Source organism: Streptomyces sp. NPDC090045 (assembly GCF_044747975.1).
Taxonomy (GTDB): domain Bacteria; phylum Actinomycetota; class Actinomycetes; order Streptomycetales; family Streptomycetaceae; genus Streptomyces.
Window position 1 is genome coordinate 232,125 of record NZ_JBIVFA010000005.1, and the last position, 15,118, is coordinate 247,242.

A 15,118-nucleotide genomic window follows, 5' to 3' on the forward strand; every position below is an offset into this window, starting at 1 on the left:
GCCCCTCACCGGCCCTTCGGGAGGCCGAGGATCCGCTCGGCGACGATGTTCTGCTGGATCTGCGAGGTGCCCGCCGCGATCGTGTACGAGAGCGAGGAGAGCCGGTCCAGGGTCCATTCCTCCTCCAGGGACAGGGAGGCTGTGCCGAGCACCTCCGCCGCCACGTCGTACAGCTCCTGCCGCGCGTGCGAGTAGGCGAGCTTGAAGACCGAGCCGCCGATGCCGGGGACCCCGCCGGAGCCCTCCGACGCGCTGACGTTCCACTGGGTGAGCCGCCACAGCGCGCCGAACTCCCCGTACAGCCGCCCCAGTCTGCGCCGCAGCACCGGGTCGTCCCAGCGGCCGTTCGCCTTCGCCGTACGGGCCAGCTCGCCCAGGGTCCGGCGGCAGGCGACCACCTCGCCGACGAAGGCGGTGCCCCGCTCGAAGGAGAGGGTGACCATGGTGACGCGCCAGCCGTCGTTCTCGGCCCCGACCCGGTTCGCGACCGGGACCCGTACCTCGTCGAGGAACACCTCCGCGAACTCCGTCGACCCGGCGAGCGTGCGCAGCGGCCGTACGGTGACCCCCGGCGCGTCCATCGGCATGGCCAGCCAGGAGATCCCCCGGTGCCTGGGCGCCTGCGGATCGGTCCGCACCAGCAGCTCGCACCAGTCGGCGACCTCCGCGTGCGAGGTCCAGATCTTCGACCCGGTGACCACGTAGTCGTCACCGTCGCGGACCGCCCGCGTGCGCAGGGAGGCCAGGTCCGAGCCCGCGTCCGGCTCGCTGAACCCCTGGCACCACACCTCGTCGCCGCGCAGTACGGGCGGCAGCCAGCGCGCCCGCTGCCCGGCCGTGCCCTCGGCGGCGATGGTCGGGCCGGCGTGCAGCAGCCCGACGAAGTTCGCGCCGACGTACGGGGCCCCGGCGCGCTCCGTCTCCTCCAGGAAGATCAGGTGCTGGGTCGGGGTGGCCCCGCGCCCGCCGGCGTCCACGGGCCAGTGCAGGCCCGCGTAGCCGGCCTCGTACAGCCTGCGCTGCCAGCCGAGGTCGTACGCGCGCCGGCCGGGCCAGTCGTCCGGGGACGGTCTGGGTGGCAGCTCGGGGAGCACCTTGCCGAGCCATGCGCGCAGCCGCGCCCGGAAGTCCTGCTCCTCTTCGGTGTAGGTCAGGTCCATCAGCGGCGGCTCTTGTCCAGGTCGAGGCCGAGCATGCGGATGGCGTTGCCGCGCATCAGCTTGTAGATGGTCTCGTCGTCGAGGCCCTTCACGTGGTCGAGGGCGACCTCCTTGGTGTGCGGGAAGGTCGAGTCCACGTGCGGGTAGTCGGTCTCGAAGGTGGCGTTGTCGCGCCCGACGACGTCGATCGAGGCGATCCCGTGCTTGTCGCGGAAGAAGCAGCAGAAGATCTGCCGGTAGTAGTACGTGGAGGGCGGCTCGGGGATCAGGTCGCGGACCCCGCCCCAGGCCCGGTGCTCCTCCCAGACGTCGTCGGCGCGCTCCAGGGCGTACGGGATCCAGCCCATCTGGCCCTCGCTGTAGGCGAGCTTGAGCGTCGGGAACTTGACGAGGACGCCGCTGAAGAGGAAGTCCATCATCGAGGCCATCGCGTTGTTGAAGCTGAGCGAGGCCTGCACGGCGGGCGGCGCGTCGGGGGAGGCGGCGGGCATCTGGGAGCTGGACCCGATGTGCATGTTGACCACCGTGCCGGTCTCCTGGCAGACGGCGAAGAAGGGGTCCCAGTAGCCGGAGTGGATGGACGGCAGGCCCAGGTGGGTGGGGATCTCGGAGAAGGTCACGGCGCGCACCCCGCGGGCGGCGTTGCGCCGGATCTCCGCTACCGCCAGGTCGATGTCCCAGAGCGGGATGATGCACAGCGGAATCAGCCGGCCGCCGCTGTCGCCGCACCACTCCTCGACCATCCAGTCGTTGTACGCGCGCACGCAGGCGAGGGCCACCTCCTTGTCGTGGGCCTCGGCGAAGGTCTGCCCGCAGAAGCGCGGGAAGGTGGGGAAGCACAGGGAGGCCTCGACGTGGTTGAGGTCCATGTCGGCGAGGCGCGCCTTCGGGTCCCAGCAGCCGCGGCGCATCTCCTGCCGGGTGATGCCCTCCAGCGTCATGTCGTCGCGGTCGAAGCCGACGGCGGCGATGTTGCGCTTGTACGGGAACTTCAGGTCCTCGTAGATCCACCAGTCGGTCGGCGGTCCGTCGGGGTCCATGGTGATCACGTACTTGCCGCCCGTGTACGCCAGCTCGCCGATGCCGGCGGTGAGCGCCTTGGGCCCGTGGTCGCGGTACTTGGCGGGCAGCCAGACGTCGAAGAGGTGTGCGGGTTCGATCACGTGGTCGTCGACGCTGATGATCCGAGGCAATTCCAGTCCCATGGCCGTCTCCCCAATCCGGTGCCAATCTGATGGATCGTCAGAAACAAGCTAGCCCCGCCACCCCTGGACCGACAAGCGCCGGAGCCCTACGCTCTGCGCTTGATCTGACTATCCGTCAGCTATGGGGAGGTCTGGGATGACGGACACCGCGATCGCGACAGAACTGAGCGGTTCCCGCACCCTGTGGGAACTCATCACCCGTCGGGCCGCACTGACCCCCGACGCCACCGTCCTGATCGAGGCGGCCGAGGACCCGGCGCAGGACCGCCGGCTGACCTTCGGGGAACTGCGCGACCGCTCCGAACGCGTCGCCGCCGGCCTGTACGCCATGGGCGTCCGCCCCGGCACGGTCGTCGCCTGGCAGCTCCCCACCCGCATCGAGACCGTCCTGCTCTCCGTGGCCCTCGCCCGGCTCGGCGCCGTCCAGACCCCGGTCATCCCGTTCTACCGCGACCGCGAGGTCGGCTTCGCGCTCCGCGAGTCCAAGGCCGAGTTCTTCGCCGTCCCCGGGGTCTGGCGCGGCTTCGACCACCCCGAGATGGCCCGGCGGCTCGGCGCGCGCGGCGTCTTCGAGGCCTACGACGACCTCCCGGACGGGGACCCCTCCGCACTCCCGCCGCCGCCGGCCTCCGGCACGGACGTCCGGTGGATCTACTGGACCTCCGGCACCACCTCCGACCCCAAGGGCGTCCTGCACACCGACCGCTCCCTGATCGCGGGCGGCTCCTGTCTCGCGCACGCCCTGCACCTGACCCCGTCCGACGTCGGCTCGATGGCCTTCCCCTTCGCGCACATAGCCGGGCCCGACTACACCGTGATGCTGCTCCTCTACGGCTTCCCCGCGGTGCTCTTCGAGAAGTTCGCGATGCCGGACGCGCTGGACGGCTACCGCCGCCACGGGGTCACGGTGGCCGGCGGATCGACCGCCTTCTACTCCATGTTCCTGGCGGAACAGCGCAAGGACCCCTCGGTCCCGCTCATCCCCACCCTCCGCCTCCTCGCGGGCGGCGGTGCCCCGAAGCCGCCGGAGATCTACCACGCCGTCATCCGCGAGATGGGCTGCCAGCTGACCCACGGCTACGGCATGACCGAGGTCCCGATGATCACCATGGGCGCCCCGGACGACACCCCCGACCGCCTGGCGACCACCGAGGGCCGCCCCCCGGCCGGCATGTCCATCCGCATCACCACCCCGGACGGCACCCCGCTCCCCCCGAACACGGACGGCGAGGTCCGGCTCCGGGGCGAGGCCGTCTGCCAGGGCTACCTGAACCGGGACCAGTCGGCGGAGGTCTTCGACGCCGACGGCTACCTGATCACGGGCGACCTAGGCCACCTGACCCAGGAGGGCTACCTGGTCCTCACCGGCCGCAGCAAGGACGTCATCATCCGCAAGGGCGAGAACATCTCGGCGAAGGAGATCGAGGACCTGCTCCACCTCCTCCCGGGCATCGCCGACGTCGCGGTCATCGGCCTCCCCGACCCGGCCCGCGGCGAACGCGTCTGCGCGGTGGTCGAACAGACCCCGGGCGCCACCCCCTTGACCCTGTCCCGGCTGACGGCCCACCTTCGCGCGGAAGGGCTCGCCACGCACAAGCTCCCGGAACAGCTGGAGCTGTTGGAATCCCTCCCGCGCAACGAGGCCCTGCGCAAGATCCTCAAGTACAAACTCCGCGAGCGGTACGCCTGAGGTCGCCTACCGAGCCGCCGGCTCGGACGAGTCGGACTGCTCGGCAGGCTCGGACGGGGCGGGCCGCCCGCCGCCGAACACCTGGTCGACGAGGCTCTGCGTCACCTTCTGGAAGGCCGGCGCCAGGGACATCGCGGCGTCGTCGACGTAGTTCAGCGCGGCGATCAGGGTCTTGCCGCCGTCGGGAGTGCTGTACATCAGCGCCCCGTGGCCCGCCGCGCCGCCGTTGTGGGTGATGACGGTGCCGCGGTTCTCGCCCAGGTCCTGGACGAACACCCCCAGGCCGTAGCCGACCTTGGGATGCGGCGTGCACATCTCGGCCAGCAGCGGGGCCGACAGGAGCCTGCCGCCCATCAGCGCGGAGATGAACGTGTGCAGGTCCCGCGTGGTCGAGATCATGTCTCCGCCGGTGGAGATCCAGGAGGGGTTCTGGCGGGTGACGTCGACGATCTCCTGACGGCCGGCGTCCTCGTACCGGTAGTAGGCGTGGGCGTGCGGCTCGGGGATCTCCACGTCGGTGTCGGGCACCACCGTCCCCGACAGGCCGAGCGGCCCCAGGACCAGCCGCTGCATCTCCTCGGCGAGCGAACGGCCGGTGACCTTCTCGATCAGCAGCCGGGCCAGCACGTAGTTGGTGTTGGAGTAGCTCCAGTCCGTCCCCGGCTCGAACCGCGCCGGCTTGGACAGCGCGAGCCGTACCAGCTCTTCCGGCCGGTAGGTCTTGAACCGGTCGTCCACCCACTCCCGGCCCGCGGTCGTGGCGGGGATCCCCGGCACGACCGTCCCGTCGTCGTAGTACTCGCCGGTGAAGTTGAACACCCCGCTGGTGTGCTGCAGCAGCATCCGCGCCGTGATCCGCGGGTCCAGCCCGAACTCGGGGAGGTGGTCGGCCACCGGGTCGTCCAGCCGGATCGCGCCCTCCTCCACCAGTCGCAGCACCACGGTCGCGGTGAACGTCTTGGTGTTGCTGCCTATCCGGACGTGGCCGTCGACCGGCGGCCCGGCGCTCTCGCCGAGCTCGGCCACCCCTGCGGCGCCGGCCCACTCGCCCTGCTCGTCGTGCACGCGCATCGTCACTCCGGTGAAACCCGCCTCGACCATCTCCTCGATGGCCTTCTGCAGCTCCGGACGGTCCTGGCCGGTGGGGGTGAGGGACATGGTGGTGTGCTCCTTCGAAGCGTGGTGAAAGTCGACCGGGGGGAGGGGAAGGGACGGAGGAAGGGGCGGCCGCGCCTGACGGCCGCCTCCTCAGATGCTGCGGGCGGTGATGTCGCCGTAGGCGGTGGTGGCGTGGATGGTCAGGGCGGCGGTGGCGCCGTCGCTGTTCTGCAGGGAGTTGTGGATCCGGCCGTAACCGGTACCGGCGTCGAGAGAGGCGGAGACTCCACGGGCGGCGCCGACCGTCACGTCACCGGCCTGGGTCGACAGCTCGACCGCACCCTGCACGGCCTCGGCGACCTGGATGTCGCCCTTCTGCGTGCTGATCCGGGCCGGACCACCCAGCCGCCCCACCGACACATCACCCGCCATCAGCGTCAGCCGCGCACCGGCGGTCTCATCGAGCTTGACCGTGCCCTGCGCCCCCTCGAACGTGACCTCACCGAGCCGGCCGACCCCACGAAGCTCCGCACTGGCCGCCTTCGCCTCCACAGACGAGCCCGCCGGCAGCTGGACCGTCACCTCGACCGACCCCGAAGCCCCCAGGAGCCGGCTCTTCGCCTCCGGCGTCGAGATCCGCAAAACCCCGTCCGCATACGTGACGGTGGTCCCCTCCGCCGCCTTCACATCGCGCCCCTTCGACGCGTTCACCGGAAGAACCTCCACCCGGGTGTCACCGCGGTCCGCGGCGATGAACCGGACACGACCCGCCGCGATGTCCACAACGGCCGAGACCGGAGCGGGAGTGGCGAACTTCTGCATGATGCTTCTCCTTCTTCAGCGGCGGGCACCTCATCGGCCCGCCGTTTCTGATGAACGAAAAGCTACGTTGCATTCACGAATCCAGCAACAGATCCGTTGCGCACAGAACACATCACCGCAGCTCAGACCCTGCAATTCATTGCAATGGATCCGATTTCAATGCAACGCCCAACGCATGGCTCATTGCAATGAACTGAAAGTGAACGCTACAGCCGGCTCAGGGAGGCCGCCGCGAACAGGACGTCGCGGATGGCCTCGCGGTCGCCGTGCTGGCCCACCGCCGCGTCCTGGGGAGAGATGTGACCGGCCGCGAGCTGGCAGAACTCGATGCCGTCCAGGGCGATCTCCGCCACCGTGCGCTCCGGCGACGGCTTCGCCCCCGGCGAGTCCAGCGCGATGTCCCAGCCGCCGCCACCCGCGCCCTCGATCTCCAGGTGCAGGGTCCGCCCGGGCGCGCCCGCCGCGACCAGGCCCCGCGCCGGGGCCGCCAGGCCCGCGCGCCGCCGCTGGGCCAGCGCGCCCGGCAGGAGCCGCGCCGCCAGGTCGATCATCCCGTGCAGGTGCGGCCCCGACGGCGGCTCGTACGGGTAGTCCACCGCGTCCGCGATGTCCCACGCGTGCACCCAGCACTCGAAGGCCCGCTCCAGGAACGCGTCCCCGAGCGGCAGCGCGAAGCTCCCGTAGTCCACGGCCAGCTCGGCGACGCCCCGGCCCGCGAAGGACACCGTGCGCACCAGCGTGTGCCCCTGCTCCCGCCACGGCTCGCGGACCTGCCGTGTCGTCGGGTAGGCCGAGGCGTTCCAGAAGTGCTCCGTCCGCGCGGTCGGACCGCCCTTCGGCGCGTCCGGCCCCAACGGGTCGTCCAGCCCCAGCGCGTTGGCGATCAGCCCGTCCACGGTCATCAGGTGACCGATCACGCCCGCCACGGTGGTCCGCTGCGAGCGGCGCCGTTCCTCCTCGAACCACTTCAGCCGCACCGGGGTGTGCCACTCCGAGTCGCCGAAGTCCTGGAGCAGCGCGTCGAGCCGCGCGGTCTCCGTGTCGTACGGGCTCGCCCACACCGGTACGGGGATCCGCGCCGGCCGCTTGCCCAGGCAGTCCTCCAGGACGCGCGAGCGCAGCAGCGGTTTGAGGTCGAGGGTCTCCTCGGGGTGCAGCAGACCGACCGCGTCGCGCAGCCGCAACGCCTCCTCCGCGCAGGGTGCGCACTCGGTGAGGTGGTCCTCGACCGCCTGGGTCTCCTCGGCGGAACAGGCCGCCAGCGCCCACGCGCCGAGCAGGGACTTCAGTACGGCGTGCGAGGGCGGCGGTACGGGTTCCGGCTCCGGGAAGGCCTCGGGTACGGGCTCCGGGAGCGGCCCCGGCGTGCGCGGCGGCTGCGGCGCGCACCCCGGGTCCAGGTCGTCGGCGGCCCCGCGCGGACCCGGTATCCGCGGCTGGCCGCCGGGACGCTCGTATCCGTCGTCGGGCGACTCGGCAGGGCCGTTCATCGGGGCGTTCCGTATCCGGACCGGGCGGTGTCCTCCTGCGGGAGGGCGTTGGCGGTCGACAGCAGCTGCAGGCCGAGCCGCAGCCGGCGCCGCGCCTCGTCCTCGCTGATCTGCAGGTCGGCGGCGGCCTGTCGGTAGTCGCGCCGCTTGAAGTACGCGAGTTCGAGCGCGGCGCGCAGCGGCGCGGGCATGGAGGTGACGATGTAGTCCGCGCGGGCGGCCGCGTTGGCGCTGCGCACCTTCTGCTCCAGCTCCTCGCGGGAGCCCCGGCCCAGCTCGGCCTGGCGCAGCCGGGCCACCGCCTGGCCCTGGGTGATCCGGGCGACCCAGGAGCGCATGGAGCCCTGCTTGGGGTCGTAGGCGTCCGGGTTCTCCCAGATGTAGCCGAAGACCTCGCGGGTGATCCGGTCCGCGGCCTTCTCGTCGCCGAGCACCCGGTGCGCCAGGCTGTGCACGAGCGAGGCGAAGCGGTCGTACAGCTCTCCGAGCGCGGCGGCCTCGCCGCGGGCCAGGCGTTGCTGCATGCGGCGGTCCCAGCGCGGTGGTACGTCCTTCGGCATAAGTGCCCCCAGCCGTGTGTCGACGCAACGAATGTAGTGGGCACACGGCGGATCGCGCCCGTTTTGGGAGAACCTCCCCCTGGAAGTGAGCCCTCCGTGATAGGGGCGTGGCAGGGCGTGAACGGTGGTGCGGCCGACGGCACATGGGGACAGGTGTACGCGCCCCACCGCGCTCCCCGTGCGCGGGTTCGATGCGGCAGCCTCCTTGACCACTTCGCTTAACGCGCAGGCCACGTAGGCCTTACGCTCCTGCCTTGTCTTGAACTGAACCCCACCGCATACGTGAAGGCGGAACGCCGAACATGGACAGCGCAGAATACGAGCGCAAGATCGCCGCCCGATTCGCCACCTTCGACCAGGACGGGTCCGGGTATATCGACCGGGAGGACTTCAGCGCGGCCGCGAAGGCCGTCCTGGCCGAATTCGGTACCACCGCCCGGTCGGACAAGGGCCAGGCCGTCTTCGCGGGGGCCGAGGCGTTCTGGCAGGGGATGGCCGGGATCGCGGACGTCGACGGGGACCAGCGGGTGTCCCGCGAGGAGTTCATCACCGGGGCGGCGAAGCGGCTGCGCGACAACCCGGAGCGGTTCGCGGAGATCGCGCGGCCGTTCCTGCGGGCCGTGATCGCGGTGGCGGACGAGGACGGCGCGGGGGCGACCCCGCAGGCCGCCGCCCGCGTCCTGCGCGTCCTGGGCACCTCGCCGGAGCTGGCTCCGCGGGTCGCGGCCGCGCTGGACGCCGATGGTGACGGCCGCATCTCGGAGGAGGAGATCCTGGCGGCGTTCGCGTCGTACTGCGGGGTGGAAGCCCCTGACGCGTAACGCGCCCCCGCCGGCCCCGCGCCCTTCCGGCTTGGCCGCGCAAAATCCAGCCCCGCCGGCGTTTGAGGCGCGGGGCCTGGGGTGGCGCCCCGATCTTCCGGCATGGCCGCGCCAATCCAGCCCCGCCGGCGTTTGAGGCGCGGGGTCTGGGGCGGCGCCCCAGGAAGCCGGGCCGCAGGGGCCGGATACCGGTGAGGCATGGTGGCCCGTGCGGGCCGTTGCGGGGGCGCTGCCCCCGGACCCCCGCTCCTCAAACGCCGGAGGGGCTGAATTTGGCAGCGGCTACGCGAAGACGACCGTGCGGGAGCCGTTCAGGAGGACGCGGTGCTCGCTGTGCCATTTCACCGCGCGCGCGAGCGCCTGGCACTCCACGTCCCGCCCCACCGCCACCAGCTGGTCCGGGGTCACCTCGTGCCCCACCCGCTCGACCTCCTGCTCGATGATCGGCCCCTCGTCGAGGTCCGCCGTCACGTAGTGCGCGGTCGCGCCGATCAGCTTCACGCCGCGCGCGTGCGCCTGGTGGTACGGCTTCGCGCCCTTGAAGCTCGGCAGGAACGAGTGGTGGATGTTGATGATCCGCCCGCTCAGCTCCTTGCACAGGGTGTCCGACAGCACCTGCATGTACCGCGCCAGCACCACCAGCTCGACGTTCTCCGCGCGCACGAGCTCCAGCAGCTGCGCCTCCGCCGCCGCCTTCGTGTCCTTCGTCACCGGGATGTGCACGAACGGGACGTCGTACGAGGAGACCAGTTCGGCGAAGTCGGTGTGGTTGGAGACCACGGCCGCGATCTCGACCGGCAGGGCGCCGATGCTCGAGCGGAACAGCAGGTCGTTCAGGCAGTGGCCGAACTTCGACACCATGAGGATGATCCGCATGCGCTCCTCGGAGCGGTGGATCTGCCAGTCCATCTTGAACGAGTCGCCGATCGCGGCGAAGCTGGCGCGCAGCTTCTCGACGGTCACCGCGGGCTCGGCCTCGAAGTGCACCCGCATGAAGAAGAGTCCGGTCTCCCGGTCTCCGAACTGCTGGCTGTCCACGATGTTGCAGCCGGTCATGAAGAGGTAACTCGAAACGGCGTGCACGATGCCCTGCTTGTCGGGGCAGGACACGGTCAAGACGTACTGGGGCTGGGCCTGGGCCTCATTGTGCGGGTCGCTCATGACCGCACAGCCTTTCACACCGCGCGGGTGAGGATCCTCAACACTTCCAGCGAGGTCGGCCGGACGTCCGGGTCGTCCCCGTCCGCCTCGGCCAGCCGTACGTGCGCCTCGCGTGCGGCGCGTACCGCCTCGGGCCACGCGTGGTGCTCCAGGTAGGCGGAGACCGGGGCGTCGGGCCCGACCTGGTGGAGGATGCGGAGCACCCGCAGCACGGCGAGGTCCACGAGCGTGGCCTCCTGCGAGTCGCGGAAGATCGTGCCGACGTACTTCTCGGCCGACCAGCTGTCGAGCCAGGTGTCCTCGACGAGCCGGTACACGGCGTCGGTGACGTCTCCGTAGCCATCGGCGCCGGTCAGCCACGTGTCCTCGTGGAAGACCGGATCGGAAAGCATGTGCAGCGCCGAGCGCACGTTGCCGCGCCAGCGCCACCACGGCATGTCGTTGAGGGGCATGCCGCCCATGGTGGAGGAGCGGCCGCCGCGGCGGGAAGAGTTCTTCGAACCTTGGGCGAATGTCACGCTTTCGATCGTACGTTCCTGTTGAACGCGATCTTCAGGCGCCTGCGGCGGATCACACCCCCGTAATTCACCTGGGCGTCACCGGATGTTGTGTCCATCTCACTCGACAGTTACCTGTGGGGCGGAATGGTGCATGGACATGACCATCTCGCGACGCGCAACATCCCTGTCCCGCACGTTCGTGGCCACGGCGATGGGCGCATGTCTCGTCGCCGGGTGCGGGGTGCTCCCCGGGGGCTCGGGGGGCTCCGGGGGGACCATCACGGTCATGACCTTCGCCCCGGAGGACACCAAGGCAACCAACATGCCTGGAATGACCGGCATGGCCAAGGCATACGAACGCTGGGTGAATTCCAAGGGCGGGATCAACGGGCGCAAACTGCGTGTACTGACCTGCAACGAGAAGAACACGCCCACCGGCGCCGCCGACTGCGCCCGCAAGGCCGTCGCCGAGAAGGCCGTCGCCGTCGTCGGCTCGTACAGCCAGCACGGACGCGCCTTCATGGCCCCGCTGGAGGCGGAGGGCATCCCCTTCATCGGCGGTTACGGGGTCTCCTCCGAGGAGTTCCAGTCCCCGCTCTCCTACCCCGTCAACGGCGGCCAGCCCACCCTCATCGCCGGTGCCGGCCACCAGCTGGGCCGCGCGTGCGACCAGGTCGCCCTGGTCCGCCCCGACACCCTCGCGGGCGACACCCTGCCGGTGCTGCTCAACGCCGGGCTGCGCGCCAACAAGATGGCCGACGCCTCCGACATCCGGGCCGCCGAGGACTCCGCGGACTTCGGACCGCAGGCCCGGGAGGCCCTCACCCACACCACCGGCACCGGGAAGGAGAAGGAAAAGGAGAAGGGCTGCGTCACCGCGGTCCTCGGCGCGCGCACCGAGACCTTCTTCGACGCCTTCCGCCGGACCGACGTCCAGCGCAAGAAGCCGCAGATCTCCTCCGTCCTGGGCAGTGTCAGCCAGTCCCTGGTGGACCGCACGGGCGGCAAGGAGAGCCCCTTCGAGGGCGCGTACCTCACCAGCTGGTACCCGGTGGCCTCCGATCCGGTCTGGACGCCGATGCGGAAGGTCGTCACCGAGTTCGCCTTCGGCGACGACAACGTCGACCCCGACGACGGCGGGGTGCAGACCACCTGGATCGCCTACACCGTGCTGAGCGAGGTCGTGAAGCGCTTCAAGGAGGACGAGGAGATCACCGCCCGCCTGGTCAAGCGGTCGCTGAACGAGTCCCAGCCCATCAGGACCGGCGGCCTCACCCCGGACCTCAGCTGGCGCTACCAGGACATGCGGGCCGTCTCCGGCTTCCCCCGCATCGTCAACGGCCAGGTCACCTTCCAGATCGTCCAGGCCGGTCGGCTCGTGGCCCAGCCCGGCGAGCAGCCCCTGGACATGACCCCGACCCTGGTCCAGGCCCCCCGCATGGCCTGATGCTCAGAGCTGTGACTTGTCGCGCTTGGTGAGGCCGTACTTGGCCGCGATCGTGTTCCACATGACCGCGGCGGACTCCTTGGCCTTCGTCGCCTCGCCGCTCGACTTGTTGCCCTCGGCGGCGTTCTTGGTGGCCTTGGCCTTGCCGTCCTTGCACTTGTCGTCGTCCACGTCGTCCGCCCAGGCGGCGTAGCTGTCGTCGGCGTCCGCGGAGGACTGCCAGGCCTTGGTGAGGGCCGCGGACAGCTTCACGTGGTCCGGGAGCTTGTCGACCTTCAGCTCCTGGAGGCGGGTGACGAGCTCCTCGCGCTGGCGGGCCGCGTCGCGCAGGTCGGCGGCCGCCTGGCCGAGGTTGTTGCAGCTCTTGATGTCCTCGACGGCCTTGATCACCGAGGCCCGGCTGTCGTTGCTGTCCGCGAGGAGCTTGTCCAGCTGGACGGCCTGCGGGCGGGCCGGGTCCACGGGCTCCTCGCCGCCGGACGCAGCGGAGGCGCCGCTCGCGGACGGTGCGGCGGGCACCGCGCCCGGGTCGTTGTTCTGCGGCTTGCCGTCGCTGAGCAGCGAGCCGACGCCCAGCCCGACCACGGCCAGGCCGATGACCACGGCGGCGATGACGGCGGGCGAGACCCGGCGGGGTGCCTCCGGGGGCGGGGGCGGGGCCGGGGCGTACTGCTGCTGCGGGTGGGGCTGCCCGGGCGGTACAGGGCGCTGCGCGCGCGGCGGGTAGGGGCGCGGCGGCGGCTGGCGCAGCACGGGCTCCTGGACGGGCGGCAGGTGCTGGGTGTGCCCGGCGGAGCCGTCGTCGCCGCGGAACAGCCCGTCGAACCCTTCCACGGAGCGGTCGGCGGGCACCGGCGGTATGTACTGCGTCGCCGCCTCGCCGTGCGCGGGGCCGGCCGGGACGGGCGGGATGTACTGGGTGGCGGCCTCGTCGTGCGCGGGGGCCGCCGGAACGGGCGGGATGTACTGCGTCGCCGCCTCGTCGTGCGCGGAGGCGGCGGCCGGCACCGGCGGGATGTACTGCGTCGCGCCTTCGTCGTGCGCGGGGGCCGCCGGGACGGGCGGAATGTACTGGGTCGCGGCCTCGGGCAGCGGCGGGTACCCGTAGCCGTGCGGGTCCCCCGGCCCCTCGTAGCCGGGCCCGACGACGTGTCCCGGTGCCACGTGCGGGTACCCGTACGCGGGTCCGGGCTGCGGCTGCTCCGGGTACACCGGATACCCGGACGCCTGGTCCGGACCCCACGGGGCACCCGGCTGGGGGGCACCCCCTTGTCCGCTCTGCGTCACCGGGACTCCTTCTCCGACTAGCCCGACCCTACGGAACCGTCGGTCACGCTACCCGGTCACACACCACCACACCCAGCCTCACCGCCGTTTACCCACGGGACCAACACGCAGGCCCCAACCTTCCACCCCCACCCGCCACCATCCAGCGCCGCCCGGCACCATCCAGCGCCGCCCGGCACACTCCAGCCCCGCCGGCGTTTGAGGCGCGGGGTCCGGGGCGGAGCCCCGATCTGTGACCGGACCGTGGGCCGGCTGCGGGTCCGTTGCGGGGGCGCTGCCCCCGGCCCCCCGCGCCTCAAACGCCGGCGAGGCTGAATTTCCGACGGCCGGCGCCTGGATGCTCGGGCGAGGCTGGATTTGTGACGGCCGCGCCACATTGCGCGGGTGAGGCCGGGATGTGCGACGGCAGCGCCGGAATGTGCGGGCGGGGGTGCTGGGGGGGGGTCAGGCGACCCTGGATTCCAGCCTGGCGCCGAATTCCCGGACCGCCGCCTCCTCCCGGTAGGGCTCCAGGCGGGTACGGAAGTCCTCCAGGTACTCCGCCCCCCGGTTCGACCGGAGCCCCTCCAGCAGTTCCGCCGCCTTCGTGGCGGTCTGGCAGGCCTGTTCCACCTCCCGCTGCTGCACCTGCGCCGCCGCCAGCAGCAGCAGCCCGATGGCCCGGCGCCGCGCCTTCCCCGCCGGCAGGCCCCGTAGCGCCTCCTCCGCCCGCTTGGCCGCCGCGTCCGCCTGGCCCAGGTCCCGGTGGCAGTGCGCCAGCTCGTCCGCGAGGTACGCCGCGTCGAAATGGCTGATCCACACCGGGTCGTCGCCCGACTCCGGCTCCGCCCGCTCCAGCGCGCTGACCGCCCGCGCCGACAGCACCGCCGTGGCCCGGGTGTCGCCGAGCAGCGCGTGCCCGCGCGCCTCGGCGGCGTAGAACATGGCCTCGACGCGCGGGGTGACCTGCCCCCGCGTTCCCTCCTGGGCGGCCCGCGCCAGCTGCGCGATCTCCCGCGGGTTGCCCAGCTCGGCGGCGAGGTGGCTCATGGACGCGGCCAGCACGTACCCCCCGTACGCCCGGTCTCCGGCCGCCTGGGCCAGCCGTAGCGCCTGGATGTAGTACCGCTGGGCCAGGCCGGGCTGTCCGGTGTCCACCGCCATGTAGCCCGCCAGCTCCGTCAGCCGGGCCACGGCGGCGAACAGCGACCGCCCCACCGGCTCCCGGTACGAGCCGCCGATCAGCCCGGACACCACCGAGTTGAGGTAGTGCACGACCACCGGCCGGACGTGCCCGCTGCCGAAGCGGTGGTCGAGGTCCTTGAGCGCCTCGGTGGTCGCCCGTACCGCCTCGACGTCCGGCATGCCGACGCGCGAGCCGCCGCTGCGGGCCACCTGGGTGTCGGCCCCGGTGATCAGCCAGTCGCGGCTCGGCTCGACGAGCGCGGACGCCGCCACGCTCGAACCCGCCAGGAAGTCGCGGCGGCCGACGTCGCTGCGCCACAGCTCGCAGACCTGCTCGATCGCGCCGATGACGGTCGGCGAGAACTGCAGGCCGACCCCGGAGGCGAGGTTCTTGCCGTTGGCCATGCCGATCTCGTCGATGGTGACGGTCCGGCCGAGCTTGCGGCCGATCGCCTCGGCGATGATTCCGGGCGCCCGGCCGCGCGGCTGCTGGCCGCGCAGCCAGCGGGCCACGGAGGTCTTGTCGTAGCGGAGATCGAGGCCGTGTTCGGCCCCGCACATGTTCACGCGCCGGGCGAGCCCGGCGTTGGAGCACCCGGCTTCCTGGATGAGCGCCTGCAACCGTTCGTTCGGCTGGCGGGCGACGAGAGGCCTGGCTGCCATGAAAACCCCCTGCTGGCCGCGGGTGATCCGTTGGAATGATCACTTCCCGC

13 protein-coding genes are annotated in these 15,118 nt (G+C 71.6%); 3 read left to right on the top strand and 10 right to left on the bottom strand.

Going from position 1 to position 15,118, the window contains the following annotated elements:
- Nucleotides 1-5: 5 nt before the first annotated feature.
- Both ACIPYQ_RS16450 and ACIPYQ_RS16455 read right to left on the bottom strand, forming a co-directional pair.
- Nucleotides 6-1,160, bottom strand: coding sequence for an acyl-CoA dehydrogenase family protein (locus ACIPYQ_RS16450; protein ID WP_401251366.1), 1,155 nt, complete (start codon nt 1,158-1,160; stop codon nt 6-8).
- The gene (locus ACIPYQ_RS16455) at nt 1,160-2,365 is read right to left on the bottom strand and encodes an amidohydrolase family protein (protein WP_401251369.1); all 1,206 of its coding nucleotides are present in this window, start codon (nt 2,363-2,365) and stop codon (nt 1,160-1,162) included. Before ACIPYQ_RS16455 ends, ACIPYQ_RS16450 begins: the two co-directional genes overlap by 1 nt.
- A gap of 136 nt (nt 2,366-2,501) precedes the next feature.
- Here ACIPYQ_RS16455 and ACIPYQ_RS16460 point away from each other — a divergent pair, with 136 nt between their 5' ends.
- Nucleotides 2,502-4,055, top strand: a complete 1,554-nt coding sequence (locus ACIPYQ_RS16460) for a class I adenylate-forming enzyme family protein (protein WP_401251372.1) — start codon at nt 2,502-2,504, stop codon at nt 4,053-4,055.
- A 6-nt stretch (nt 4,056-4,061) separates the two neighbouring features.
- Here the strand turns inward: ACIPYQ_RS16460 and ACIPYQ_RS16465 are convergent, their stop codons facing one another.
- The 4 genes from ACIPYQ_RS16465 to ACIPYQ_RS16480 all read right to left on the bottom strand — a co-directional run bounded on the left by ACIPYQ_RS16465 (nt 4,062) and on the right by ACIPYQ_RS16480 (nt 8,025).
- Nucleotides 4,062-5,213: a serine hydrolase domain-containing protein gene (locus ACIPYQ_RS16465; RefSeq protein WP_401251375.1), complete on the bottom strand. Its 1,152-nt coding sequence runs from the start codon at nt 5,211-5,213 to the stop codon at nt 4,062-4,064.
- Nucleotides 5,214-5,303: 90 nt separating this feature from the next.
- Nucleotides 5,304-5,975: a DUF4097 family beta strand repeat-containing protein gene (locus ACIPYQ_RS16470; RefSeq protein WP_401251378.1), complete on the bottom strand. Its 672-nt coding sequence runs from the start codon at nt 5,973-5,975 to the stop codon at nt 5,304-5,306.
- 206 nt (nt 5,976-6,181) lie between these two features.
- Nucleotides 6,182-7,465, bottom strand: a complete 1,284-nt coding sequence (locus tag ACIPYQ_RS16475; protein WP_362242189.1) for a maleylpyruvate isomerase N-terminal domain-containing protein — start codon at nt 7,463-7,465, stop codon at nt 6,182-6,184.
- Complete coding sequence (locus ACIPYQ_RS16480) at nt 7,462-8,025, bottom strand: sigma-70 family RNA polymerase sigma factor (RefSeq protein ID WP_319726802.1); 564 nt, start codon at nt 8,023-8,025, stop codon at nt 7,462-7,464. Before ACIPYQ_RS16480 ends, ACIPYQ_RS16475 begins: the two co-directional genes overlap by 4 nt.
- Before the next feature lie 302 nt (nt 8,026-8,327).
- On the opposite strand from ACIPYQ_RS16480, the gene ACIPYQ_RS16485 reads away from it, so the two are divergent.
- Nucleotides 8,328-8,846 (top strand): EF-hand domain-containing protein, encoded by a 519-nt coding sequence (locus tag ACIPYQ_RS16485; protein ID WP_401251382.1) that lies wholly within the window; start codon nt 8,328-8,330, stop codon nt 8,844-8,846.
- A 282-nt stretch (nt 8,847-9,128) separates the two neighbouring features.
- On the opposite strand, the gene purU is transcribed toward ACIPYQ_RS16485, so the two are convergent.
- Nucleotides 9,129-10,007 carry a formyltetrahydrofolate deformylase gene (purU, locus tag ACIPYQ_RS16490; RefSeq protein ID WP_361771198.1) on the bottom strand — a complete coding sequence of 293 codons (879 nt, stop codon included), beginning with the start codon at nt 10,005-10,007 and terminating at the stop codon, nt 9,129-9,131.
- A gap of 14 nt (nt 10,008-10,021) precedes the next feature.
- Nucleotides 10,022-10,468 (bottom strand): hypothetical protein, encoded by a 447-nt coding sequence (locus ACIPYQ_RS16495; protein WP_361771204.1) that lies wholly within the window; start codon nt 10,466-10,468, stop codon nt 10,022-10,024.
- A 196-nt stretch (nt 10,469-10,664) separates the two neighbouring features.
- On the opposite strand from ACIPYQ_RS16495, the gene ACIPYQ_RS16500 reads away from it, so the two are divergent.
- A complete protein-coding gene (locus ACIPYQ_RS16500; protein WP_401251385.1) occupies nt 10,665-11,954 on the top strand; it encodes an ABC transporter substrate-binding protein in 1,290 nt (429 codons plus the stop codon).
- Nucleotides 11,955-11,957: 3 nt separating this feature from the next.
- Here ACIPYQ_RS16500 and ACIPYQ_RS16505 read toward each other — a convergent pair whose 3' ends face one another.
- Both ACIPYQ_RS16505 and ACIPYQ_RS16510 read right to left on the bottom strand, forming a co-directional pair.
- On the bottom strand, nt 11,958-13,241 hold the full coding sequence (locus ACIPYQ_RS16505; RefSeq protein WP_401251388.1) for a hypothetical protein: 1,284 nt from the start codon (nt 13,239-13,241) through the stop codon (nt 11,958-11,960).
- A 444-nt stretch (nt 13,242-13,685) separates the two neighbouring features.
- Complete coding sequence (locus ACIPYQ_RS16510) at nt 13,686-15,068, bottom strand: transcriptional regulator (RefSeq protein ID WP_401251391.1); 1,383 nt, start codon at nt 15,066-15,068, stop codon at nt 13,686-13,688.
- Nucleotides 15,069-15,118 lie beyond the last annotated feature (50 nt).

Coding starts and splice junctions, on each gene's coding strand:
- ACIPYQ_RS16485 (WP_401251382.1), top strand. CDS start 8,328: ATGGACAGCGCAGAATACGAGCGCAAGATCGCCGCCCGATTCGCCACC.
- ACIPYQ_RS16475 (WP_362242189.1), bottom strand. CDS start 7,465: ATGAACGGCCCTGCCGAGTCGCCCGACGACGGATACGAGCGTCCCGGC.
- ACIPYQ_RS16480 (WP_319726802.1), bottom strand. CDS start 8,025: ATGCCGAAGGACGTACCACCGCGCTGGGACCGCCGCATGCAGCAACGC.
- ACIPYQ_RS16470 (WP_401251378.1), bottom strand. CDS start 5,975: ATGCAGAAGTTCGCCACTCCCGCTCCGGTCTCGGCCGTTGTGGACATC.
- ACIPYQ_RS16450 (WP_401251366.1), bottom strand. CDS start 1,160: ATGGACCTGACCTACACCGAAGAGGAGCAGGACTTCCGGGCGCGGCTG.
- ACIPYQ_RS16460 (WP_401251372.1), top strand. CDS start 2,502: ATGACGGACACCGCGATCGCGACAGAACTGAGCGGTTCCCGCACCCTG.
- ACIPYQ_RS16455 (WP_401251369.1), bottom strand. CDS start 2,365: ATGGGACTGGAATTGCCTCGGATCATCAGCGTCGACGACCACGTGATC.
- ACIPYQ_RS16465 (WP_401251375.1), bottom strand. CDS start 5,213: ATGTCCCTCACCCCCACCGGCCAGGACCGTCCGGAGCTGCAGAAGGCC.
- purU (WP_361771198.1), bottom strand. CDS start 10,007: ATGAGCGACCCGCACAATGAGGCCCAGGCCCAGCCCCAGTACGTCTTG.
- ACIPYQ_RS16500 (WP_401251385.1), top strand. CDS start 10,665: ATGACCATCTCGCGACGCGCAACATCCCTGTCCCGCACGTTCGTGGCC.
- ACIPYQ_RS16495 (WP_361771204.1), bottom strand. CDS start 10,468: ATGGGCGGCATGCCCCTCAACGACATGCCGTGGTGGCGCTGGCGCGGC.
- ACIPYQ_RS16510 (WP_401251391.1), bottom strand. CDS start 15,068: ATGGCAGCCAGGCCTCTCGTCGCCCGCCAGCCGAACGAACGGTTGCAG.